We start from the raw sequence: 20,699 nt of genomic DNA, 5'->3' as shown, positions 1-20,699 counted from the left end.
CGGGGCGATGCCCGGCCTGCCTCGACCCAAAACCGGTGCCTGAAAACTGGTGTCTGTCACATTTTTTTCGTGTTTGATTTCCCGACGCCATTGCGGAACGGGCATCGCCCCTCGACGCCTGGCAAGGTCGGCTGCCCTCGCGCCGCAGGCGCGGAAGCCTGCGTGGCGCCTGAACGCAGGCGGACCCGCCAGGGACCGCCGTCACAAACTCAGCCCAATCGCGCCAGCAAGCGGACCAGTTTGCGGCTGCGTTCGGAGAACAGCTTGGCTGCATAGAAGCTGCCGGCGGCGCGCTTGCCGATCTCGCCCAGCGTCGGGTAGGGCGCGATCAGGCCGGCCATGGCGCCGATGCCCAGGCGCTGGCCGATGGCCAGCACCCAGGGTTGGATCAGCTCGCCGGCCTGGGGGGTGACGATGCCGGCGCCCAGGATGCGGCCGCGGCGGCTGGTCAACACCTTGATCAGGCCGTCGTGCTCGCCCTCGGTATGGGCCCGGTCGTTCTCGGCCAGCGGCCAGCGCAGCACCCGGATGGCGCCCTGGCCGCCGCCCTGTTTTTGTTTCGCCTCGGCTTCCGTGAGGCCGACCTGGGCCAGTTCGGGCCGGCTGTAGGTGACGTGGGGCAGGGCCCGGTAGTCGACCCGGGCGGGCAGGCGGAAAAGCGCGTTGCGCAGGACGATGCCGGCCTGGTAGGCGGCGGCGTGGGTGAACTGGGGCCCCTGGGCGGCATCGCCGATGGCGAAGACCCGGCGGTTGCTGGTGCGCAGCCGGCGGTCGACGGCGATGCCGGCGGTGCTGTGCTCGATGCCGGCGCGCTCGAGGTCGAGTTCGGCCAGATCGGCCTCGCGCCCCACGGCAACCAGCAGGTGTGAGCCCGTGAGTTCAAGCGTTTGGCCTTGCCGTTCGACGGTTACCTTCAGCGTCCCGGCCTCGCCGGTGACCGCGGCGAGGTTGCTGACCTGGGCGTTTTCCAGAACCTCGATGCCGCCCTGACGCAGCCGGGCGGCCACCACGGCGGCCAGTTCGGGATCGTCGCGGCCGAGGATGCCGAACATTTCGACGATGCTGACGCGGCTGCCCAGGCTGCCATGCGCCTGGGCCAGTTCGACGCCGATGGGACCGCCGCCGATGACGATCAGGTGCTCGGGCGCCTGGCGCAGTTCGAAGATGTTCCGGTTGGTCAAAAAGGGCACGCCGTCGAGGCCCGGGATCGGCGGCACCAGGGGTTGCGAGCCGGTGGCCACGACAAAGCGCCGAGCCCTGATGCGGTGGTCGCCGGCCTCGATCTCGGCCCGCCCGGTGAAGCGGGCGGCGGCCCGGATGACGTTGACGCCCAGCCCCCGGAAGCGTTCCTCGGAATCCTGCGGCGCGATGGCGGCGATGACGCCGCGCAGGTGGTCGTTGACGCGGCCGAAGTCGATCTCGGGCGGACCGGCGGCGATGCCGAAGCGCGCCGCCCCGCGCACCGCCTCGGCGGCCCGGGCGGCACTGATCAGGGCCTTCGAGGGCACACAGCCGTAATTCAGGCAGTCGCCCCCCATCAGGCCCTTTTCCACCAGTACCGTGTCGGCCCCCATCTGGCTGGCCCCGGCGGCCACGGTGAGACCGCCGGCGCCGGCGCCGATGACGCAAATATCGGTCTCGATGCGCCCCATGCGCTCCCTTTCTGCCGCGCGTTGCTTGGTTTCAGGCTGCCTTTTTTTGGCGCCACCGGCGATAGGCTACGGGAACCAGGGCCAGTGCCGCCAGAGCCAATATGGACAGCAGAATGCGGGGCTCGAAGATGAGGCCCAGCGGCGGCGTGCCGCCCTGTTCGAAAATCATGCCCAAGCCGCTGCCGACACTGGCGTACACCAAGGTCCCGGGAATGATGCCAATGAGCGTCGCCGCCACGTAGGTGCCCAGCGGCACGCCAAGAAAGGCCGGAGCCAGGTTGACCAGGAAGAAGGGAAACAGCGGCACCAGACGCAGCACCAAAAGATAACTGAGCGCGTTGGTCTGGAAGCCGGATTCCATCCTTCGCAAGGTTGGCCCGGCGCGTCGGCGCAAGGGCTCGGCGAAGGCGGTGCGGGCGGCCAGGAAGACGGCCGTGGCGCCGACGGTGGCGGCCAGCACCACCCACAGCGCCCCCGCCATGGTACCGAAAAGGAATCCGGCGGTGACGGTCAGGAAGCTGCCGCTGGGCAGCGACAGCGCCACTGACGCGGCGTAGAGCAGGGCGAAACCGGCCACCGCCAGCAACTGGTGGCCGGCCACCCAATGCATCAGGGCCTGGTGGTTCTGGCGCAGGAACTCGAAACTCGTGAAGCGCCCCAGATCGGCCAGGAAAAAGCTTGCCAGGCCGGCCAGCAAAAGCGCCAGAGGCAGCACCCTGAGGACGGATTTGAGGGGGCCGCCAGCGGCCGGGCCCCGGTCATTCACGGCAGTTCCCACAGCGGAATCCATTGTCGTTGACGCGTTGTCGTCGTGATGGAACTCAAGTGGTGTATCACTACGGCGATTAAAGCGGCGAGTAACCAATGCGTGATGGCCGGGCGGGGAATCGTGATGGGCTTGCGAGAGGGGTCAGAGCACAATTGACTTACGCCGGCCAAAACCGTATACAGCCGCCGTGTTCGAGCCCCCCCGAGGCTCAGGCGATTTCCCGGAGTTTTGCAGTGAAGCGGACGTTCCAGCCCAGCAACCTCGTGCGCAAGCGCCGCCACGGTTTCCGCAAGCGGATGTCGAGCGCGGCCGGCCGCCGCGTCCTGGCGCGGCGCCGCGCCAAGGGGCGCAAGCGCCTTTCGGCCTAAGGCCATGACGGCCAGGTTGGGGCGGCTGAAGCAGCGCTCCGAGTTCCTGCGTGTCGCCGCCGCCCGCCAGAAATGGGTTGCCCCAGGTCTCATCGTGCAGATGCGCCGGCACCAGTCCGAACCCGAGACCGGCTTTCGCGTCGGCTATACGGTGAGCAAGAAGGTGGGCAACGCGGTGGCCCGCAACCGGGCCCGGCGCCGGCTGCGCTCGGCCGCCGCCGAGGTGCTGCCGGCGAACGCCCTGGCCGGCCGGGACTACGTGCTGATCGGGCGCCGCGGCACGCTCACCCGACCCTATCGGAAGCTGGTCGGCGACCTCGAGACGGCGCTCGAGCGGCTCGACCGCAAAGGCGTCGAGGGCAAAGGAAAAGAACCGCGATGAGCCCGCTCGCTCTTCTCCTTCGCGCTCTGGTAATGGCCTACCGCTATCTGCTTTCGCCGCTGCTGCCGGCCGGTTGCCGCTATGCCCCGAGCTGCTCGGAATATGCCCTCGAGGCGCTGGCCCGGCACGGCGGCTGGCGCGGCGGCTGGCTGGCGCTGAGGCGCATCCTGCGCTGCCACCCGCTGGCCGGCTGGGGCTACGACCCGGTGCCGCCGCCGCCGCCAGAGCTGGCGCCAACCTCGGCCAAGCGTTCCTAGGTCGCCCCGCCATGTCCGATCAGCGCAATCTGATTCTCGCCATCGTGCTGTCGGTGGCCATCCTGCTGGGCTTTGACCTCTTCATCAACGCCCCCCAGCGCGAGCGCGAACAGGCCCGCCAGCAGCAACTGGCCGAGCAAGCCGAGCAGACGGCCCAGAGCACCAGCCCGGGCGGCAGCCAAACGGCGGCCCCATCGGTGCCTGGCGCCGCCCCGCCGGCCGCCACCGTGCCCGGCGCCCTGCCGATCCCCGGCGGCGGCCCGGCGGCGGCCGCGGTGCGTGCCGCGACCCTGGAAAAATCGCCCCGCGTCTCCGTCACGACACCCAGCCTGCTGGGCTCGATCGCCATTACCGGCAGCCGCATCGACGATCTCACGCTGCGCGGCTACCACGAGGAGCTGGATACCGCCAGCCCCGAGATCGTGCTGCTGTCGCCGGCCGGCAGCGCCCATCCCTACTATGCCGAGTTCGGTTGGGCGGCCATCGAGGCGGGCATCGAGCTGCCCGGCCCGGAGACGCCGTGGCAGGCCGACCGGCGCGAACTGACACCGGGTTCGCCGCTCACGCTGAACTGGCGGAACGGCCAGGGGCTAGAGTTCACGCGCACCATCGCCGTCGACCGCAACTATATGTTCACCGTCAATCAGCGTGTGGTCAACGCCGGCACCAAGGCCGTGACGCTCCATCCCTGGGGCATCATCGCGCGCACCGGCACGCCCGATACTCTGGGTTTCTACATCCTGCACGAGGGCCTGCTCGGAGTATTCAACGAGACCCTCAAGGAAGTCGACTACGACGAACTGGTTGACGAGGAAACAATCGAGGCCACCAGCACCGGCGGCTGGATCGGCCTGACCGACAAATACTGGCTGGCCGCTCTGATACCGGACCAGAAGGAGGCCATAAGGGCCGGCTTCCGGCACTCGCTGGCGGAGGAAAAGGACAAGTACCAGGTCGACTTTCTCGGCGCCGCCCGGGCGCTGGTGCCGGGCGCCTCGATCGAGGTCACCAGCCACTTCTTTGCCGGCGCCAAGCAGGTGCAAAAGCTCGAGGGCTATCAGGAGGCGCTGGGCATTTCGCGCTTCGATCTGGTCATCGATTGGGGCTGGTTCCCCTTCCTGACCAAGCCGATCTTCATCGCCATCGATTATTTCAACCGCATGCTGGGCAATTTCGGGCTGGCCATTCTGCTCTTCACCGTGCTCATGCGCATCCTTTTCTTCCCGCTGGCCAACAAGTCCTTCCGCTCCATGGGGGCGATGAAGAAGCTGCAGCCCGAGATGGTCAAGATGAAGGAGCGCTATGGCAGCGACAAGGCCAAGCTCAACCAGGCCATGATGGAGCTCTACAAAAAGGAGAAGGTCAATCCCATGGCCGGCTGCCTGCCCATCGCGCTGCAGATCCCGGTGTTTTTCGCGCTCTACAAGGTGCTGTTCGTGACCATCGAGATGCGGCATGCACCCTTCTATGGCTGGATCCACGACCTTTCGGCGCCCGATCCCACCAACTTCTTCACCCTGCTCGGGCTGATCCCGTGGGATCCGCCGCAGTTCCTGCATCTCGGCGTCTGGCCGCTGGCCATGGGCATCTCCATGTTCCTGCAGCAAAAACTCAATCCGCCGCCGGCCGATCCGGTGCAGGCCAAGGTGTTCATGATGCTGCCCATCGTCTTCACCTTCCTGCTGGCCAATTTCCCGGCCGGGTTGGTGATCTACTGGACCTGGAACAACATCCTCTCGATGGCTCAGCAGTGGGTCATCCAGAAGCGCGTGGGCACGGCGCCGGCGGCGGGCAAGAAAACCTGAGACCGGTGGCCGCCACCGCCGCCGAGCCGGAGGAAGATTTCAGCGCCGAGGCGCTGGAAGCGGGCCGGCTGCTCTTCGCCCAGCCCTGCCTATTCGTGGCCGGCGTGGCCAAGCGTTCGGCGCTGCCCGAGGCTCACTTGCCCGAGGTCGCCTTTGCCGGGCGCTCCAACGTCGGCAAGTCGAGCCTGGTCAACGCGCTCACGGGACGCAAAACCCTGGCCCGCACCTCGCGCACGCCCGGCCGCACGCGCCAGATCAACATCTTCCGCCTGGCTGAACGCCTGCACCTGGTCGACCTGCCGGGTTATGGCTACGCCCGCGCCGCCAAGTCGGAGATCGCCGCCTGGACCGGCCTTGTCGAGGCCTATCTGGCGGGCCGGCCGACGCTACGCCGGGTGCTGCTGCTGGTCGATGCGCGGCACGGCCTCAAGGACAGCGACCAGCGGGTGCTGGCGGCGCTGGACAAGGCCGCGGTATCGGGCCAGGTGGTGCTGACCAAAGCCGACAAGGTGCTCCAGGACGAGCTCGCCGCCACCCTCGAGCGTCTGGCCCGGGAGCTCGCCGGCCACGTCTCCTGCCATCCCCGCATCGTCGTCTCGAGCGCCCATGAGGGCCTGGGCATCGCCGAGTTGCGGGCGCGTCTGGGGCAACTGGCGGTGGCCGCCTGATTGGGCTATAAGCCGGCATGGCCGGGCTCAGCACGAAACTCAAAGGCGAACGCCTGAAGACCGCCCGGACGCTCTCCGAGGCGCTCCCTTACATGCGCCGTTTCGCCGGCCAGACCTTCGTCATCAAGTACGGCGGCCACGCCATGGGCGCGCCCGAGCTGGCCGAAATGTTCGCCCGCGACATGGTGCTGATCAAGCAGGTCGGCATCAACCCCATCGTGGTCCACGGCGGCGGCCCGCAGATCGGCGCCATGCTCGAGCGCCTGAAGATCGAGAGTTCCTTCGTCGACGGCTTGCGCGTCACCGACAAGGCCACCGTCGAGATCGTCGAAATGGTGCTGTCGGGCTCGATCAACAAGCAGATCGTCACGGCCATCAATGGTGCCGGCGGCACCGCCGTCGGGCTTTCCGGCAAGGACGGCCGGCTGATCGAGGCGGTGAAGCTGAAATCACGCCGCCGGGCCAGCGATTCCAACATCGAACGCGCCCTCGATCTCGGCTTCGTCGGCCAGCCCAAGAAGATCAATCCGCATGTGTTGGAGAGTTTTCTGAGCTCAGACGTCATCCCGGTGGTGGCGCCGATCGGCGTCGGCCAGCGCGGCGAGACCTACAACATCAACGCCGACACCGTGGCCGGGGCCATCGCCGGCGCCGTCGGCGCCAGCAAGTTGTTGATGCTGACCGACGTCGACGGCGTGCTCGACAAGAAAGGCGCCCTGGTGCCCGAGCTGACGGCCCGGCGGGCGCGCACGCTGATGAAGAACGGCACCATCTCGGGCGGCATGATCCCCAAGGTCGAGACTTGTCTCAATGCCATCGCCGCCAGCCACTGCGCCGCCCACATCTTGGACGGCCGCATCCCCCACGTGCTGCTCTTGGAGATCTTCACCGAACACGGCGTCGGCACCATGATCGTGTAGTTTTGTCGCTCACGGCGGCGGTGTTTTGTAGACCCTCACCGGGCGGGCGCATCCGCGCCCTTGGCTTCCGCCCCCGTGCCGGGGGCGGCTTAGCGCCAATACCAAGTGTGTTTTTTGCTGCTTGGTTTTGGTGCAACGGGAGCGACCGCGACCCGCCGCCCCTGCGGCGCCCCCGCGGAGGCTGCGGACCGCAGGTCCGCCGCCGTGAGCGACAAAAAAGGCTAGCTGGATCTCAGGTACTGAGATCCACCTAGCCGGTGAAAACTCCAAAAACCACGACATCTCGTCCTCGCTCAGGGAATAGTCGACGCCGTCGCGGGCGTTGACCACCTTGGAGGGCGGCACGTGGGCCACCTTGCGCTGCAAATCCAGCGCCGTGCGCATGTTGAGGCCGGCCTTCCAGGCCAGCGCCGTGATGGTCTTGCCGTCGCGCGAGAGCATGATCTTGCGCGTGATCGGCGGCTCGATCTCGGCCTTCAGCGCCAAGGCATGGATGATCAGCTCGCGATCACCGTCCTCGATGCATTTGGCCAGGCCCTTATCGGTGATCTTGCCCCGGTTGTGCATCTCCTCGGCCCGCTTGACCACGTCGTCGTCTTCCTCGGGCTTTTCCTTGAGGCGCCGCTTGACGGCGGCCTGCACCGTCTGCTTGGTGTCGTCGTCGAGCTTGTGGCGGGTCTGCAGCAGATCCAAGAGCGACGAGGCGACGAAGCCGGCGACGCGCCGGATGGCGCGCTGTGAAAGTTCGGGCCGCTTGACCAGGGGTTCGTGCAGGATATGGGCCTCCGAGGCCGGCTCGTCCTCGGCCTCGGAAGCGATGTCGATGATATGGTCCAGGGTCTCCTCGCGGATCTGGGCGTTGTCGTTGTTGAGCAGCGTGGCGGCGGCCGGCAGGTCCTTGGCGGCGACGATGGCGTCGGAGATCTTGGTGCTGACCTCGGGCCGGCGCGAGATGGCGCTCAAGGCCCCTTGGACCGGATCCGAACGGATGATCTCCAAGAGGTCCTGGTCGTCCAGCAGCGGCGAATATTCCAGGATGGGAGCCGCCACCATGAGCTCGATATCGCGGGCCAGGCCGTCGACGATGGGTTTGGGCACCTGGGCCGAGTGCTTGATTTCCTCGGCCAGCAACTGACGCACCAGCGGCAGTTGGTCCTTGGCCAGGATCTCCAGGACCTGGAAAGTGAGCTCGCGCAGCACCACCGAATCGCGTTCCGAGATGTCGGGCACCAGGCGGCCGATCTTGAGGGCCAGGTCGCAGCGCACCTCGTCGACGCTGTCCTTGGCCAGGATCAGGTCGGCCTGGCGCGGCGTCTTTTCGTTGGCCGCGATCTCGCGCCTGACTTCCGAGTCCTCGTCCTCGGCCAGGTAATACAGCACCTCCGGCCTGACGTCCTCGCGCGAGGCCAGGTCGGCCCGCGTCTCCCTGTCCTTGTTGCGCGCCAGCTTTTTCGATTCGTCGTAAGTTATCGCCGCACGCTTTTTCTTGCGCGATTTCTTCTTCTGCTTCTTGCGGTCCTCGCGGAAGCTGAACAGTCCAGCCAACATCATCCACGCTCCGTCACTCTTGCGGCTTGCGCCTGGGCCTGGGCCGGGGCGGCGACGACATAGCCGCCTTTGCCCGCGGCCTTGGCCTGGTACATGGCTCCGTCGGCCCGGCCCACCAGCTCCTTGAAGCCCTCCTCGACCGCCACCTCGCTGACCGCGATGCCGATCGAGAAACCCAGCGGCCGGGCGGCATCGGCAGAATAGCCGGAAAGGGTTACGATCTGATCAAGCAATGTCTCGGCCTTGACGACGGCCGCCGAGCGGTCGCTTTCCTCGAGCCACAGCGCGAACTCGTCGCCGCCCAGCCGCGCCGCCAGGTCGCCGACGCGGGTGCCGCCGGCCAAAAGCTCGGACACCCCGATCAGTACGGCGTCGCCGGTGTGATGGCCGTGCACGTCGTTGACCGGTTTGAAGTTGTCGAGATCGACGTACAACAGCGCGCCGGGGCGCAGCGTGCGGCGTTGGTGGGCCAGGCGCGTTTCCAGATCGTCGAAGAAGGCGCGCCGGTTCAAAAGCCCGGTCAATTCGTCGGTGCGCGAGAGCCGTTCCAGCGTCTCGTGGTTGGCAATCTGCTCCAGCGCGATGCCCAGATGGTTGGCGACGCCGGCCAACAGCTTGCGCTCGGCGGCGTTCCAGGTCGGCTGGTCGTCGCCCCGGCAGGCCGAGATGGCGCCGTTGATCTCGCCCCGGTAGCGCGCCGCCGAGGTCAGCATGAGGTGGTTGCCGACTTTGCTCTCGACGACGTTCTGGGGATCGCCGTGGACGATCAGGTTCTGGGCCGCCCGCACCGCCGCTTCGGGCGTCGACCCTGGCGGCTCGCCGTGCTCGACGGCCTTGACGAACTGGCCCGGCGGGGTGCGGCGGAAGATCCAGCAATGCCGTGCCCCCAAGGCGCCTGCCGTGGCCTCGGCGGCGGCCAGCAGCATGTGGTCGGGCACCACCTCCTCGCGGATGGTGTTGACGATGGCGTTGAGCAGGCGTTCGCGGTTGCGCGCCCGTTCGAGCTCGATGTCGCGGGCCCGGGCGTCGCTTACGTCGCGGGCCACGCCGCGGCAGCCCAGCCAGTCGCCGGTGTCGGAATAGATCGGCACCGAGGAGATCCTGAGGCAGGCCGGACTGCCGTCGGCGCGCCGCATCCAGACCTCGGATTCCTCGTGGGCCAGGCGGCTGTCGAAGGGAAAGGGCTGGTTCTCGTCGTGGCGGGGATGGATGAGCTGGCGGGGCGGGCGGTGGTTGAGCTCGTGGGCGGTGTAGCCCAGCGCACCCTGTTGCGATACGAAGGCGAAGTTGCCGTCGCTCTGGGTTTCCCAGGCGAAATCGGCGGAGCAGCTGACCAGGTCCTTGAACAACTGGCGCGAGGCCAGCAGCGCCGCCATGAAATTGCGCTCGACGGTGAATTCGCGGCTCAGCGCCAGCACCAGGGTGGTGCCGTCGCTATCCTTGAGCGGCAGCATCATGAGCTCGAGCGCCAGGCCGCCGAACTCGGCCGGCAGGTCGAGCTTTTCGCTCACCGTGCGGCCGCTGGCGGCGGCCGCCGCGACGAGGCCGCGCAAGACCTGGTCACCGCCCTCGGCAAAGGCCGGCAGCAGGGGTTCGGCTTCGCCGTTGGCGGCCACGACGGCGCCGTCGGCGTCGAACAGCAGGCCCGGGCCCGAGACGCCCTCGAGCACGCGCTCGGGCATCAGCGACAGCCAGTCGCCAAAGGCCGCGGCGCTGGCCGGTGCCGCGCCGTCCGTCTGCAAGGGTGCCGCCGATTTCGCCATGATGCCCGACCGCCGCTTAGCCCGCATTTCTCACCGGATCACGGGCAGCTAAGCCCCCAGGTGATGCGATCCGCTAGGAAAAGACCGAAGCGCGTAGTGGTACTACGCGCTTCGGTCTTTGACAACGCGGGTGCGCGCCTGGGAGCGACGCGCAGGCCGTGATCCGGTGAGAAATGCGGGCTATGAGGCCGCCAGGTGCTGGGTCGAGGTGAGGCCGGCGGCGCTTCCGAGTTGGCCCAGCAGGCCCTCGAGGCCGGTCATGTCAAGCAGTGTCATGGCATAGCCGCGGCCCTGTTCGGCACCGGCCCGCAGCGCATCAAAAGCGATGTCGGCGAAGGCTTCGCGGTGCAAGAGACCGGTCTCGGGATCCCGCTCGGCCTCCTCGAAGGCGGTGCTGACCGCCAGGCGGGCGGCGCTCAGCGCCAGGAAGATACGGCCGCCGGCGAGCGGCAGGTAGGTGCCAAAGAGCGCCACCTGGGCCGGCTGGTCGCCCGGGCGTTGGATGCGCACGTTGATCGGGCCGAAACGGCCCTGGCGCTCGGCCGTCGACAAGGCCGCCCGCAGCAAGCGCCGGTCACGCCGTTCCACAAGGTCGAGAAAGGGCCGGCCCAGCAGCGCCCCGCCGTCCTCGCCGGTGAGCTAGACGGTGGCGCCCACGGCATAGCGCACGATGCGGTTTTCGTCGATCTCGAGAAAGGCGTCGGCGGCCGAAAAGGCGAAGGCCACGAGGCGGTCGTGCTCGGCCTTCATGTCGATTTGCTGGCTTGCGGATTTCGGCATATTTCCCCGCGGCCCTCCTGCCGGGCGCTGGAACGATCGAAACCGACGATGGCCGCGACAATATCATGATTCGGCAAACGAGCGGCAAGCAGAGACCTCGTATCCCCTTGCCCTGGCCGCGGCCAGCGGTCAAAGTCCGGCCATGAACCGAATAGCGCCCACCGACCGCCTCGATCCCGCCGCCATCGAGACCTGGATCTTCGATCTCGACAATACCCTCTATCCCGCCGGCTCCAACCTCTTTGCCCAGATCGACCAGCGCATCGGCGAGTTCATCCGAGATTACCTCGAGGTCGACGCCGTGGCGGCGCGCAAGCTGCAGAAAAGCTATTTCCACGAACAGGGCAGCACGCTGCGGGGCATGATGCTGGCCCACGACCTCGATCCCGCACCCTATCTCGACTACGTCCACGACATCGACCTGGCGCCGATCGCGCCCAGCCCGGTCCTGGATGCCGTCCTGGCGGCGCTCGATGGGCAGAAGCTCATCTTCACCAACGCCTCGACCGGCCACGCCCAACGGGTCATGGAGCGGCTCGGCGTGGGCCACCACTTCGAGGCCATCTTCGACATCGCCGCCGCCAACTACGTGCCCAAGCCCTATGTCGAGCCCTACCGCCAGCTCATCGCCGAATACGGCATCGATCCCGAAAGCGCCGTGTTCTGTGACGATATTGCACGCAACCTGGCGCCGGCGGCGGCGCTGGGCGTGACAACCGTGTGGGTGCGAGGAAACAGCGCCTGGTCGCCAGACGAGCCCACAGAAACGGAAGGCTATGTCGACCACGTCACCGACGACCTGGCCACCTGGCTGGGCGGCGTCGTCGCCGACGGCTGTCAAGATTGACGGGACTCGCCAAGCCACCCGCCCGCCCTTATGTTCTGGCGGCAACGGCGCAGCGGAAGGAAACTAGATATGCCGGCGAAGCAACTTGAGGCCTCGATCGAGGCCGCCTGGGAGGACCGCGAGGGCATCGGCCCCGAGACCACGGGCGAGGTTCGTGAGGCCGTCGAGGCGGCGCTCGCGGCACTCGACGGCGGCAGCTATCGGGTGGCGGAGAAGCGGGACGGTAGCTGGCAGGTCAACCAGTGGCTCAAGAAAGCGGTGCTGCTCTCGTTCCGCCTCAACGACATGAGCCCGATCGCCGGCGGCCCCGGCCAGGCAGCCCCCTGGTTCGACAAAGTCGCAAGCAAATTCGAGGGCTGGGGCGAGGCCGAGTTCCGCCAGGCCGGCTTTCGCGCCGTGCCCAACTGCATCGTGCGGCGCTCGGCCTTTGTCGCGCCGGGCGTCGTGCTGATGCCGTGTTTCGTCAACCTCGGCGCCTATGTCGATACCGGCACCATGATCGACACCTGGGCCACCGTCGGCAGTTGCGCCCAGATCGGCAAGGACTGTCATATCTCGGGCGGTGCCGGCATCGGCGGCGTGCTCGAGCCCTTGCAGGCCGGGCCGGTGATCATCGAGGACAACTGCTTCGTCGGCGCCCGCTCCGAGATCGCCGAGGGCGTCGTCGTGGAAGAGGGATCGGTGCTCTCCATGGGCGTCTACATCGGCGCCTCGACCAAGATCGTCGACCGCCAGACGGGTGACATCCACTTCGGCCGGGTGCCGGCCTATTCGGTGGTGGTGCCGGGCAATTTGCCGGGCCAGCCCTTGCCCGACGGCAGCCCCGGCCCCAGCCTCTATTGCGCCGTGATCGTCAAGCAGGTCGATGCCCGGACACGCTCGAAGACCTCGATCAACGAGCTCTTGCGCGACTGACGTGAAAAATCATTCCGCTATCGATCCGATCGACCTGGCGGCGCGCCTGGTCCGTTGCCCCAGCGTGACGCCGGCCGAAGGCGGCGCGCTGAGCTTGCTGCAAGAGGTGCTGGCGCCGCTCGGCTTCGACTGCCAGCGCCTCAAGTTCAGCGATCCGGACTCGCCCGAGGTGGAAAACCTTTATGCCCGCATCGGCAGCGGCCCACCGCATTTCTGTTTCGCCGGACACACCGACGTGGTGCCGGTGGGCGACGCCGCCGCCTGGTCGGTCGACCCTTTCGCCGGCGAGATTCGCGAGGGCCGGCTGTGGGGCAGGGGCGCCTGCGACATGAAGGGCGCGATCGCCAGTTTCGTGGCCGCTGCCGGGCGCTTTCTGGATGAGCGCGGGGATTTTTCCGGATCCCTCAGCTTGCTCATCACCGGCGACGAGGAAGGGCCGGCCGTCAACGGCACCAAAAAGGTGCTGGAATGGCTGCGGGAACGTAACGAAACCATCGATGCCTGTCTGGTGGGCGAGCCCACCAATGCCCAGGAACTCGGCGACACCATCAAGATCGGGCGGCGCGGCTCGCTCTCGGGCTGGCTCACGGTGCCCGGCCGCCAGGGCCACACCGCCTATCCCCAACTGGCCGACAACCCCATACCCCGGCTGGTGCAAATGCTGGCGCACTTGACCCAGGCCGAGCTCGACCAGGGCAACGCCCACTTCCAGCCCTCGACCATCGCCCTGACCTCGGTCGACGTGGGCAATCCGGCCGCCAACGTCATCCCGGCCGAGGCCCGCGCCGCCTTCAACATCCGCTTCAACGACGAACACACGGGTGCGGCGCTGGAGAACTGGCTGCGCGCCGGCTTCGACGCCGTCGGCGGCGCTTACCAGCTCGAGCTGCGGGTTTCGGGCGAGGCCTTCCTGACCCCGCCGGGCGAATTCAGTGAATTGTTGTCAGGCGCCATAGAGGCAAGTCTCGGCCGGCGTCCCGAACTGGGCACCGCCGGCGGCACCTCGGATGCCCGCTTCATCCGCGAGCAGGCGCCGGTGGCCGAGTTCGGCCTGGTCGGCCAGAGCATGCACCAGATCGACGAAAACACCCCGGTGGCCGAAATAGTGGAGTTGGCCCGGGCCTACCAGGCCATCCTCGAGGCCTATTTCGCGGCCTGAGCCATGCCCAGCTGGCAGGAGACCCTTGCTTCCATCTATGGCGCCTACCGCCTGGCCCGGCTCGACGCCGGCGGCATGCACTGGTTCAACCACACCATCGCCGGCTTCTGGCGCTCCTTCGGCGTGGCGCTTTTGGTCTTGCCGCCCTATCTGCTGATTCTCTGGCTGCGCCTCGACGATACGGTGGAGAGCGGCACCTGGTACTTTTTCGTCGAAATGCTGGGCTATGCCGTGGGCTGGCTGGCTTTTCCCCTGATCATGCTCGGCATCGCCGTGATCCTGGGCTTCCAAAGCCACTACATCTCCTACATCATCGCCTACAACTGGACCGCCACCATCCAGGTGGCGGCGGTGCTGCCCATCGTGCTGCTCAATTCGGGCGGCCTGGTGGGCCAGGACATAGGGCTCTTCCTGGGCGTCGCCATAACTTTGGCGATCCTCTTTTATCAATGGTTCGTGGCACGGACGGCGCTGCAGACCTCGGGTGTTACGGCGGCCGCCCTGGTGGCGCTCGATTTCGTCCTGGGCCGCCTGATCAGCGCCGGGGCGGATCGTTTTATTTGATCTCCGGGGGATAGGTTACGGCCATCAGGTAAAGCCCTTCGGCCGGGGCCGTGGGGCCGGCCCGGGCGCGCTCGCGGGCAACCAAGGCCTTGGCCACGTCGTCGGGCTTCCACTTGCCGCGGCCGACGCGATCCAGCGTGCCGACCATCGAGCGCACCTGGCTGTGCAGGAACGAGCGCGCCCGGGCCTCGACCAGCACCTCGTCGCCTCGGGCCCGCACGCTAAGCTCGTCCAGCGTCTTCTCCGGCGATCTGGACTGGCAGCGGATGGAGCGGAATGTGGTGAAATCGTGATGCCCCACCAGGTGCGCCGCCGCCGCCTGCATGGCAGCCAAATCCAGCGGCGTGGGCACCAGCCAGGCCCGGCCGCGGAGCAGCGTCAGCGGCGCCCGGCGGTTGACGATGCGATAGCGATAGTGGCGCGAGACGGCATTGAAGCGGGCGTCGAAATCGGCCGCGGCGAAATCGGCCGCCACCACGGCCACGGCGTGGGCCCGCATATGGTGGTTGAGGGCGTCGCGCACCGTTCCGGGCGGCGGCGGCGGCTCGGCCTCGAGGTCGAAGTGCGCCACCTGGCCCAGGGCGTGGACACCGGCATCGGTGCGGCCGGCGCCGAAGACGGTCACGCTTCGGCCGCAAAATTCGGCGATGCCTTCCTCCAGCACCTGCTGCACGGCCAGGCCGTTGGCCTGGCGCTGCCAGCCGACGAAGGGCCCGCCATCGTATTCCAGCGTCAGCCGGTACCTCATGCTCTCATACCAGTCCCAGGTCGGCGCCCGGCGGCAGGGGAAAGCCGCGCCTGAGCTGGGCCGCGGCCAAGGGGCGGCGGCCGCCGCGCTGCAGGGTGAGCAGGCGCAACGCATCTTGGCCGCAGCCCACCACCAGGTCGTCGGGCGCCAGCACCCGGCCGGGCTCGCCTTCCTGTGTCAGCGTCTCGACCTCAAGCACCTTGATGCGCTCGCCGGCATAGCCGAACCAGGCGCCGGGGAAAGGGGCCAGGCCGCGTACCTGGCGCTGGAGCTCGATGGCCGGGCGCTGCCAGTCGAGGCGGCATTCGGATTTCTCGATCTTGGCGGCGTAAGTGATGCCCTCCGCGGCTTGTGGCTGGGGCGCGAGCGTACCCGCCGCCAGGCCGTCGAGCGCCCGCAGCATCAGCGGCGCCCCCATGGCCGCCAGTTCGTCGTGCAGCTCGGCCGCGGTAGTGGCCGGGCCGATGGGCAGGCGTTCGTCGAGCAGCACGGGTCCCGTGTCGAGCCCCGCCTCCATCTGCATGACGGCAACGCCGGTCTCGCCGTCGCCGGCCATGATGGCGCGCTGGATGGGCGCGGCGCCGCGCCAGCGCGGCAGTAGCGAAGCGTGCAAATTCAGGCAACCCAGCCGGGGCACGGCCAGGACCGCCGGCGGCAGGATCAGGCCATAAGCCACGACGACCACGGCGTCGGGCGCCAGCTCGGCCAGCGCCGCGCTTTCGCCCTTGAGCGTTGCCGGCGTGCGCACCTCGAGGCCCCTATGGGCCGCCAATTGGTGTACCGGCGTCGGGCGCTCGGCCTTGCCGCGGCCGCCGGGGCGCGGCGGCTGGCTGTAGACGGCGGCCAGCTCGTGGCCGGCCTCGATGAGCGCCGTCAAGGTGGGCACGGCGAAATCGGGCGAGCCCATGAAGACCAGGCGCAGCATCGCCGGCCGCCTCAGGCGCTGGCCTGCTGGCGCCGCGCCTTGGCCAGCTTGCGCAGGATCATGTTGCGCTTGATGACCGTGAGGTGGTCGACAAACAGCACGCCCCGCAAATGGTCCATCTCGTGCAAAATACAGCGCGCCAGCAGCCCGGCGGCGTGCAACTCCTGCTCCTCGCCCCGGTAGTCGAGGTAGCGGATGCGCGCCTCGGCCGGGCGCACCACCTCGGCGAATTGCTCGGGCAGCGAGAGACAGCCCTCTTCGTGCTGCATTTCCTCGTCCGAGCGCCACACCACCTCGGGATTGACCAAGTAATAGGGCCGTGGCTCCTCGCCTTCCGGGGTGTCGAGGCAGACCGCGATGGCGGCGCGGGGCTCGCCGATCTGCACCGCCGCCAGGCCGATGCCGGGCGCCGCAACCATGGTCTCGTACATGTCGTCGAGCAACTGGCGCACACCGTCGTCGACCTCGGCAATGACTTCAGAGCGCAGCTTGAGGCGGGGGTCGGGGGCGGTGATGATGGGCCTGATCGTCATGCCGCGTAGGTAGGCCGGCGGGGCCGCCGGGGCAAGCTAAATCGGCCGGCGGGAATTCAGCGCCGCGCCCAAGGTGCCGTCGTCGAGGTAGTCGAGCTCGCCGCCCACCGGCACGCCGTGGGCCAGGCGCGAGATGGTGACGTCGCACTCGGCCAGCAGATCGCTGACGTAGTGGGCCGTGGTCTGGCCGTCGACGGTGGCGTTCATGGCCAGGATGACCTCGGTCACCTCTGGCGCCCGAGCCCGGGCCAAGAGGCCGGCGATGTTGAGATCCTCGGGCCCGATGCCGTCGAGGGCCGAGAGCACGCCGCCCAGGGCATGGTAGCGCCCGGCAAAGACCGCGGCACGCTCCAGGGCCCAGATGTCGGCGACGTCCTCGACGACGCAGAGCAGGCTCGCGTCGCGCCTCTCGTCCCGGCAGATGGCGCAGGGATCCCGGCCATCGAGGTTGCCGCAGCGCGAGCAGGGATGGACGTTGTCGGCGGCCGCCGAGAGCGCCTGGGCCAGCGGCCGCAGCAGGCCGTCGGGGCGCTTGACGAGAAAAAGTGCCGCCCGCCGGGCCGAACGCGGACCCAGCCCTGGCAGCTTGGCCAAGAGCTGGATCAGGCGCTCGATGTCGTTGGCCGCCATGGCGACCGGCTCAGAACGGCAGGTCGAGGCCGGGCGGCAGGTTGAGGCCGCCGGTGAGCTGGCCCATCTCCTGCTGGATCAGGGCCTCGACCTTGGCCTTGGCGTCGTTGTGGGCGGCTACGATGAGATCCTCCACAACCTCGACCTCGTCGCCCGACACCAGGCTGGGATCGAGGCGCAGCCGGCGCATGGCGCCTTTGCCGTTGAGCGTCACCTGGACCAGGCCGCCGCCGGCCTCGCCGGTGACTTCGGTCTCTTCGATGCGGGCCTGGATCTCACCCATCTTCTCCTGCATCTCCTTGGCCTGCTTCATCATCTGACCGAGGTTCTTCATCGCGTTTCAGCTCCTGTGGGAATGGGCTAGGGGGTATCATCGACCGGGCGCACGTCGCGGATCCTGGATCCGGGAAAGGCCTCGAGCACGCTTTGCACGACCTCGTCGCCGGCCGCCTCGGCGCGGCGGTTTTCGGCTTGGGCCTCCTGCTGCTGGTCCAGCGTCGGCGCCCCTTCGTCGGCCGAGACCGTGACCTGCCAAGGCTCGCCGGTCCATTCGCCGAGCAGCCGGGCGAGCTCCGCCGGCAGCGTCGGCGCCACCGTGGCGTCGAGCCTGAGCTCGATCCGGCCCGGCCCGAAGGTGACGAGATGAACGCCATCGCGCAGGTGGCTGGCCAGGATGCCTTCGCGCTTGGCCTCGACCAGGGCCACCACGTCGGCGAAGGTTTCGAGCGCCGGGGCGGTGGCTGACGCCGAGCTGGCCGCGGGAGCGCTTGCGGCCGGCGCCGCGGCCGGTGCGGCCGGCGCCGCCGCCGGTGCGGCCGGTGCGGCTGGCGCGGCCGGCGCGGCCTCGCCGCCGCGCAATTGCTGCACCAACTCGGCCGGGCTGGGCAGGTCGGCCAGGTAGCCCAGCCGCACCAGCACCATCTCGGTGGCGGCCAGCGGGGCCGGCGCCTGGCGCACCTCGCCCAGCCCCTTGAGCAGCAGTTGCCAGCAGCGCGCCAGCACCGGCAGCGAAAGCTTGGCCGCCATGGCGGCGCCGCGCTGGCGTTCGCTTTCCGGCCTGGTGGCGTCCTCGGCCAGCGTTGGTACCAGCTTGAGACGGGTCAGCCAGTGCACGAGCTCGAGCAAGTCCTGCATCACGGCCAGCGGATCGGCACCGCCCCGGTAGGCTTCCTGCAGGGTGTCCAGCGCCGCCGCCACATCGCCCGCCATCAATTGGTCGAAAAGGTCGTAAAGCCCGCTCTGGTCGCCCAAGCCCAGCATCTCGCGCACCAAAGCCTCGTCGATGCTGTCGCCGCCCAGCGCCATGGCCTGGTCCAATAGCGACAGCCCGTCGCGCACCGAGCCCTCGGCGGCCCGGGCCACCAGGCCCAGCGCGCCTTCCTCGATGGCGACGTTTTCCTGCTCCGCTACGTGTCCGAAATGGGCCACCAGCTCGGCCATCTCGACACGGCGCAAATCGAAACACTGGCAGCGCGACAGCACCGTCACCGGCACCTTGCGCACTTCGGTGGTGGCGAAAATGAAGACGACGTGGGGCGGCGGCTCCTCCAGGGTTTTCAGGAGCGCGTTGAAGGCGTGCGTCGACAGCATGTGCAATTCGTCGATGATGTAGACCTTGTAGCGCGCCGAGGCCGGGGCATAGCGCACGCCGTCGGTAAGCTCGCGGATGTTGGCCACACCGGTATGGCTGGCGGCGTCGATCTCCAGCACGTCGACGTGGCGGTCCTCGGCGATGGCCCGGCAGGCCTCGCATTGGCCGCAGGGCTGGGCGGTGGGGCCATCGCCCTCGTGGCCCGTGCAATTGAGCGCCCGGGCGATGATGCGGGCGGTGGTGGTCTTGCCCACGCCGCGCACGCCGGTAAGCATGAAGGCATGGGCCAGGCGACCGGTCTGAATGGCGTTCTCCAGGGTCCGCACCATGGCGTCCTGGCCCACCAGTTCAGTGAAGGTGGCCGGCCGATAGGTGCGGGCGAGAACGCGATAAGGGGTCGTTCTGCTGGCCTCGGTCATGACGGCGAATCAGCATCAGGTGGAAGGTTGTTCGGACGACCCGGACACGGCTCGTTACGGCTGCTTCCTTCCGGATCTGACCGGGTTGGCGAGGCGTCCGTCCGTCCGCCAACCTTCCGGTCGCACTATCGGACTTTGCGCCGAAAGGCGCAAGAGCACTTACAGACCGGCGCCGTGAGGCGCAAGAGCACTTACAGACCGGCGCCGAAAGGTGCAAGACGAAAGGTGCAAGAGCGCAAGGGCGCCACCGGTTGCCGTATGCCGCGGCCTGTGGCAGGCTCCGCGGCCATGACCCATCGCGTACCCGGGCCGCGGGGCGCCGAGCTCTGGCCCGCCATGTCCCATTCCCACGTTTTTGCCGGCTCCAGCCTCGACCGGGCGGCCCACCTGAGGCGCGACGAGGCGGCCCTGGAGGCCTTGCGAAAGGCGCCCGGGACGCGGCTCTTGCCGCTCTGGCGCTTACGCGGGCTGATTGCGCTGGAGCCCGCACCGGCCCTGGCTTGGCAGCCCATGGCCCGGCTCGAGGAATTCGCCGGCGAGGCCAAGGAACTGATTTTTCTCGGCCTCGACGAGGCTGGTGCCGGCTGCTTCGCCGTTGGCCTCGAGCTCGGTGACAACCCGGCCAAGGGCGGTGTGCTCGATGGTGCCGGCAAGTTCATCGACGTGCGTACCATCGCGCCGCAGCTGGGCTATGGCGACGCCGCCATCCTGGCCCAGGCCCGGGCGCTGATCGACTGGCACGCCCGGCATCGCTTTTGCGCCGCCTGCGGCGCCGCCACCGAGGCCATCGACGCCGGCACCGTGCGCCAGTGCCCCGCCGCGGGCTGTGGGGCGCAGCACTTTCCCCGCACCGATCCGGTGGTCATCATGATAGCCCTGTGGCGGGACAGTTGCCTGCTGGGCCGCCAGCCGCCCTGGCCCCCGGGACGCTATTCGGCCCTGGCCGGCTTTGTCGAACCGGGCGAAAGCATCGAAGAGGCGACGCGGCGCGAGATCTGGGAGGAAGCCGGGGTCAAGGTCGGCGCCGTGCATTATCATTCTTCGCAGCCCTGGCCCTTTCCCTCGTCGCTGATGATCGGCTGCGTCGCCGAGGCCGAAAGCCCCGACATCTCGATCGGCGCCGACGAGCTCGAGGACGCCCGCTGGTTCAGCCGCGACGAGGTCCGCGAGATGGTGCGCCGCGCCATCGAGGAGCCCGACAGCCCCGACCTGGCCCTGCCGCCGCCGCTCTCCATCGCCTTCCAGATGTCCAACTGGTGGATCGAGGCGGAGGTTTAGGCGACCAGGTCACCTCCCCGCCGGTTGCCGTCGTGAGCTAACCACAGAGATGGGGTAATCGGCGCTGAGGGTGGCTACTCTCCGAGCTTTTGGAACGTGGTCTGGATGTTCCAGCCACAAGAAGCGTTAAGGAGAGCAGCCATGAAGTACTATGCCGGATTGGACGTTTCGTTGAAAG

The 20,699-nt window shown here is 68.2% G+C and carries 23 protein-coding genes and 1 other RNA gene; 11 read left to right on the top strand and 13 right to left on the bottom strand.

Translation table 11 applies throughout. The features are described from left to right. Positions 1 to 209 precede the first annotated feature (209 nt). Positions 210 to 1,652: an FAD-dependent oxidoreductase gene (locus QGG75_02495; GenBank protein ID MDP6066116.1), complete on the bottom strand. Its 1,443-nt coding sequence runs from the start codon at positions 1,650 to 1,652 to the stop codon at positions 210 to 212. 31 nt (positions 1,653 to 1,683) lie between these two features. After that, the gene (locus QGG75_02490; GenBank protein ID MDP6066115.1) at positions 1,684 to 2,418 is read right to left on the bottom strand and encodes a TVP38/TMEM64 family protein; all 735 of its coding nucleotides are present in this window, start codon (positions 2,416 to 2,418) and stop codon (positions 1,684 to 1,686) included. A 236-nt stretch (positions 2,419 to 2,654) separates the two neighbouring features. On the opposite strand from QGG75_02490, the gene rpmH reads away from it, so the two are divergent. From rpmH to argB, 6 genes are read left to right on the top strand one after another with little or no spacing between them, the layout of a single operon-like run. Then, a complete protein-coding gene (gene rpmH / locus QGG75_02485) occupies positions 2,655 to 2,789 on the top strand; it encodes a 50S ribosomal protein L34 (GenBank protein MDP6066114.1) in 135 nt (44 codons plus the stop codon). Positions 2,790 to 2,793: 4 nt separating this feature from the next. Beyond that, positions 2,794 to 3,171, top strand: coding sequence for a ribonuclease P protein component (rnpA, locus tag QGG75_02480; protein MDP6066113.1), 378 nt, complete (start codon positions 2,794 to 2,796; stop codon positions 3,169 to 3,171). Further along, positions 3,168 to 3,428: a membrane protein insertion efficiency factor YidD gene (gene yidD / locus QGG75_02475; GenBank protein MDP6066112.1), complete on the top strand. Its 261-nt coding sequence runs from the start codon at positions 3,168 to 3,170 to the stop codon at positions 3,426 to 3,428. Before rnpA ends, yidD begins: the two co-directional genes overlap by 4 nt. Before the next feature lie 11 nt (positions 3,429 to 3,439). Further along, complete coding sequence (yidC, locus tag QGG75_02470; protein MDP6066111.1) at positions 3,440 to 5,233, top strand: membrane protein insertase YidC; 1,794 nt, start codon at positions 3,440 to 3,442, stop codon at positions 5,231 to 5,233. A gap of 5 nt (positions 5,234 to 5,238) precedes the next feature. Next, positions 5,239 to 5,901: a ribosome biogenesis GTP-binding protein YihA/YsxC gene (gene yihA, locus QGG75_02465; protein MDP6066110.1), complete on the top strand. Its 663-nt coding sequence runs from the start codon at positions 5,239 to 5,241 to the stop codon at positions 5,899 to 5,901. Positions 5,902 to 5,918: 17 nt separating this feature from the next. Then, positions 5,919 to 6,821 (top strand): acetylglutamate kinase, encoded by a 903-nt coding sequence (argB, locus tag QGG75_02460; protein MDP6066109.1) that lies wholly within the window; start codon positions 5,919 to 5,921, stop codon positions 6,819 to 6,821. A gap of 9 nt (positions 6,822 to 6,830) precedes the next feature. On the opposite strand, the gene QGG75_02455 is transcribed toward argB, so the two are convergent. From QGG75_02455 to QGG75_02440, 4 genes are all read right to left on the bottom strand, one after another. Then, on the bottom strand, positions 6,831 to 8,369 hold the full coding sequence (locus QGG75_02455; GenBank protein ID MDP6066108.1) for a DUF2336 domain-containing protein: 1,539 nt from the start codon (positions 8,367 to 8,369) through the stop codon (positions 6,831 to 6,833). After that, complete coding sequence (locus tag QGG75_02450) at positions 8,369 to 10,132, bottom strand: diguanylate cyclase (GenBank protein MDP6066107.1); 1,764 nt, start codon at positions 10,130 to 10,132, stop codon at positions 8,369 to 8,371. Before QGG75_02450 ends, QGG75_02455 begins: the two co-directional genes overlap by 1 nt. Positions 10,133 to 10,312: 180 nt before the next feature. Beyond that, positions 10,313 to 10,720: a hypothetical protein gene (locus QGG75_02445; protein MDP6066106.1), complete on the bottom strand. Its 408-nt coding sequence runs from the start codon at positions 10,718 to 10,720 to the stop codon at positions 10,313 to 10,315. 51 nt (positions 10,721 to 10,771) lie between these two features. Next, the gene (locus QGG75_02440) at positions 10,772 to 10,912 is read right to left on the bottom strand and encodes a hypothetical protein (GenBank protein MDP6066105.1); all 141 of its coding nucleotides are present in this window, start codon (positions 10,910 to 10,912) and stop codon (positions 10,772 to 10,774) included. Positions 10,913 to 11,054: 142 nt separating this feature from the next. Here QGG75_02440 and QGG75_02435 point away from each other — a divergent pair, with 142 nt between their 5' ends. The 4 genes from QGG75_02435 to QGG75_02420 all read left to right on the top strand — a co-directional run bounded on the left by QGG75_02435 (position 11,055) and on the right by QGG75_02420 (position 14,397). Further along, complete coding sequence (locus QGG75_02435) at positions 11,055 to 11,759, top strand: pyrimidine 5'-nucleotidase (GenBank protein ID MDP6066104.1); 705 nt, start codon at positions 11,055 to 11,057, stop codon at positions 11,757 to 11,759. A 69-nt stretch (positions 11,760 to 11,828) separates the two neighbouring features. Continuing rightward, positions 11,829 to 12,674, top strand: coding sequence for a 2,3,4,5-tetrahydropyridine-2,6-dicarboxylate N-succinyltransferase (dapD, locus tag QGG75_02430; protein MDP6066103.1), 846 nt, complete (start codon positions 11,829 to 11,831; stop codon positions 12,672 to 12,674). 1 nt (position 12,675) lies between these two features. Next, a complete protein-coding gene (gene dapE / locus QGG75_02425; GenBank protein ID MDP6066102.1) occupies positions 12,676 to 13,833 on the top strand; it encodes a succinyl-diaminopimelate desuccinylase in 1,158 nt (385 codons plus the stop codon). Between the two features lie 3 nt (positions 13,834 to 13,836). After that, positions 13,837 to 14,397, top strand: a complete 561-nt coding sequence (locus QGG75_02420) for a hypothetical protein (protein MDP6066101.1) — start codon at positions 13,837 to 13,839, stop codon at positions 14,395 to 14,397. Here QGG75_02420 and truA read toward each other — a convergent pair. The 7 genes from truA to ffs all read right to left on the bottom strand — a co-directional run bounded on the left by truA (position 14,390) and on the right by ffs (position 19,360). Further along, positions 14,390 to 15,145 carry a tRNA pseudouridine(38-40) synthase TruA gene (truA, locus tag QGG75_02415; protein ID MDP6066100.1) on the bottom strand — a complete coding sequence of 252 codons (756 nt, stop codon included), beginning with the start codon at positions 15,143 to 15,145 and terminating at the stop codon, positions 14,390 to 14,392. The genes QGG75_02420 and truA overlap by 8 nt on opposite strands. A 4-nt stretch (positions 15,146 to 15,149) precedes the next feature. Then, positions 15,150 to 16,067: a methionyl-tRNA formyltransferase gene (gene fmt, locus QGG75_02410; protein MDP6066099.1), complete on the bottom strand. Its 918-nt coding sequence runs from the start codon at positions 16,065 to 16,067 to the stop codon at positions 15,150 to 15,152. Between the two features lie 14 nt (positions 16,068 to 16,081). Beyond that, positions 16,082 to 16,603, bottom strand: coding sequence for a peptide deformylase (gene def, locus QGG75_02405; protein ID MDP6066098.1), 522 nt, complete (start codon positions 16,601 to 16,603; stop codon positions 16,082 to 16,084). A gap of 36 nt (positions 16,604 to 16,639) precedes the next feature. Further along, positions 16,640 to 17,233, bottom strand: coding sequence for a recombination mediator RecR (recR, locus tag QGG75_02400; protein MDP6066097.1), 594 nt, complete (start codon positions 17,231 to 17,233; stop codon positions 16,640 to 16,642). A 10-nt stretch (positions 17,234 to 17,243) separates the two neighbouring features. Then, on the bottom strand, positions 17,244 to 17,567 hold the full coding sequence (locus tag QGG75_02395; protein MDP6066096.1) for a YbaB/EbfC family nucleoid-associated protein: 324 nt from the start codon (positions 17,565 to 17,567) through the stop codon (positions 17,244 to 17,246). A 26-nt stretch (positions 17,568 to 17,593) separates the two neighbouring features. Further along, on the bottom strand, positions 17,594 to 19,243 hold the full coding sequence (locus QGG75_02390) for a DNA polymerase III subunit gamma/tau (protein ID MDP6066095.1): 1,650 nt from the start codon (positions 19,241 to 19,243) through the stop codon (positions 17,594 to 17,596). 19 nt (positions 19,244 to 19,262) lie between these two features. Then, positions 19,263 to 19,360, bottom strand: an RNA gene (gene ffs, locus QGG75_02385) — signal recognition particle sRNA small type. A 171-nt stretch (positions 19,361 to 19,531) separates the two neighbouring features. On the opposite strand from ffs, the gene nudC reads away from it, so the two are divergent. Then, a complete protein-coding gene (nudC, locus tag QGG75_02380) occupies positions 19,532 to 20,521 on the top strand; it encodes an NAD(+) diphosphatase (protein MDP6066094.1) in 990 nt (329 codons plus the stop codon). Positions 20,522 to 20,699 lie beyond the last annotated feature (178 nt).

It is taken from the genome of Alphaproteobacteria bacterium, from assembly GCA_030740435.1.
Taxonomy (GTDB): Bacteria; Pseudomonadota; Alphaproteobacteria; order UBA2966; family UBA2966.
Note: the sequence above shows the minus strand (reverse complement) of the source record. Positions and strands in the feature narration are given on the sequence as shown.

Excerpts from the sequence above, each read along its gene's own strand:
- QGG75_02435 (MDP6066104.1), top strand. The coding sequence starts at position 11,055 with ATGAACCGAATAGCGCCCACCGACCGCCTCGATCCCGCCGCCATCGAG.
- yidD (MDP6066112.1), top strand. The coding sequence starts at position 3,168 with ATGAGCCCGCTCGCTCTTCTCCTTCGCGCTCTGGTAATGGCCTACCGC.
- truA (MDP6066100.1), bottom strand. The coding sequence starts at position 15,145 with ATGAGGTACCGGCTGACGCTGGAATACGATGGCGGGCCCTTCGTCGGC.
- QGG75_02440 (MDP6066105.1), bottom strand. The coding sequence starts at position 10,912 with ATGCCGAAATCCGCAAGCCAGCAAATCGACATGAAGGCCGAGCACGAC.
- QGG75_02390 (MDP6066095.1), bottom strand. The coding sequence starts at position 19,243 with ATGACCGAGGCCAGCAGAACGACCCCTTATCGCGTTCTCGCCCGCACC.
- QGG75_02495 (MDP6066116.1), bottom strand. The coding sequence starts at position 1,652 with ATGGGGCGCATCGAGACCGATATTTGCGTCATCGGCGCCGGCGCCGGC.
- rnpA (MDP6066113.1), top strand. The coding sequence starts at position 2,794 with ATGACGGCCAGGTTGGGGCGGCTGAAGCAGCGCTCCGAGTTCCTGCGT.
- QGG75_02455 (MDP6066108.1), bottom strand. The coding sequence starts at position 8,369 with ATGTTGGCTGGACTGTTCAGCTTCCGCGAGGACCGCAAGAAGCAGAAG.
- QGG75_02420 (MDP6066101.1), top strand. The coding sequence starts at position 13,837 with ATGCCCAGCTGGCAGGAGACCCTTGCTTCCATCTATGGCGCCTACCGC.
- nudC (MDP6066094.1), top strand. The coding sequence starts at position 19,532 with ATGACCCATCGCGTACCCGGGCCGCGGGGCGCCGAGCTCTGGCCCGCC.
- QGG75_02395 (MDP6066096.1), bottom strand. The coding sequence starts at position 17,567 with ATGAAGAACCTCGGTCAGATGATGAAGCAGGCCAAGGAGATGCAGGAG.
- recR (MDP6066097.1), bottom strand. The coding sequence starts at position 17,233 with ATGGCGGCCAACGACATCGAGCGCCTGATCCAGCTCTTGGCCAAGCTG.
- yidC (MDP6066111.1), top strand. The coding sequence starts at position 3,440 with ATGTCCGATCAGCGCAATCTGATTCTCGCCATCGTGCTGTCGGTGGCC.
- QGG75_02450 (MDP6066107.1), bottom strand. The coding sequence starts at position 10,132 with ATGGCGAAATCGGCGGCACCCTTGCAGACGGACGGCGCGGCACCGGCC.
- argB (MDP6066109.1), top strand. The coding sequence starts at position 5,919 with ATGGCCGGGCTCAGCACGAAACTCAAAGGCGAACGCCTGAAGACCGCC.
- def (MDP6066098.1), bottom strand. The coding sequence starts at position 16,603 with ATGACGATCAGGCCCATCATCACCGCCCCCGACCCCCGCCTCAAGCTG.
- dapD (MDP6066103.1), top strand. The coding sequence starts at position 11,829 with ATGCCGGCGAAGCAACTTGAGGCCTCGATCGAGGCCGCCTGGGAGGAC.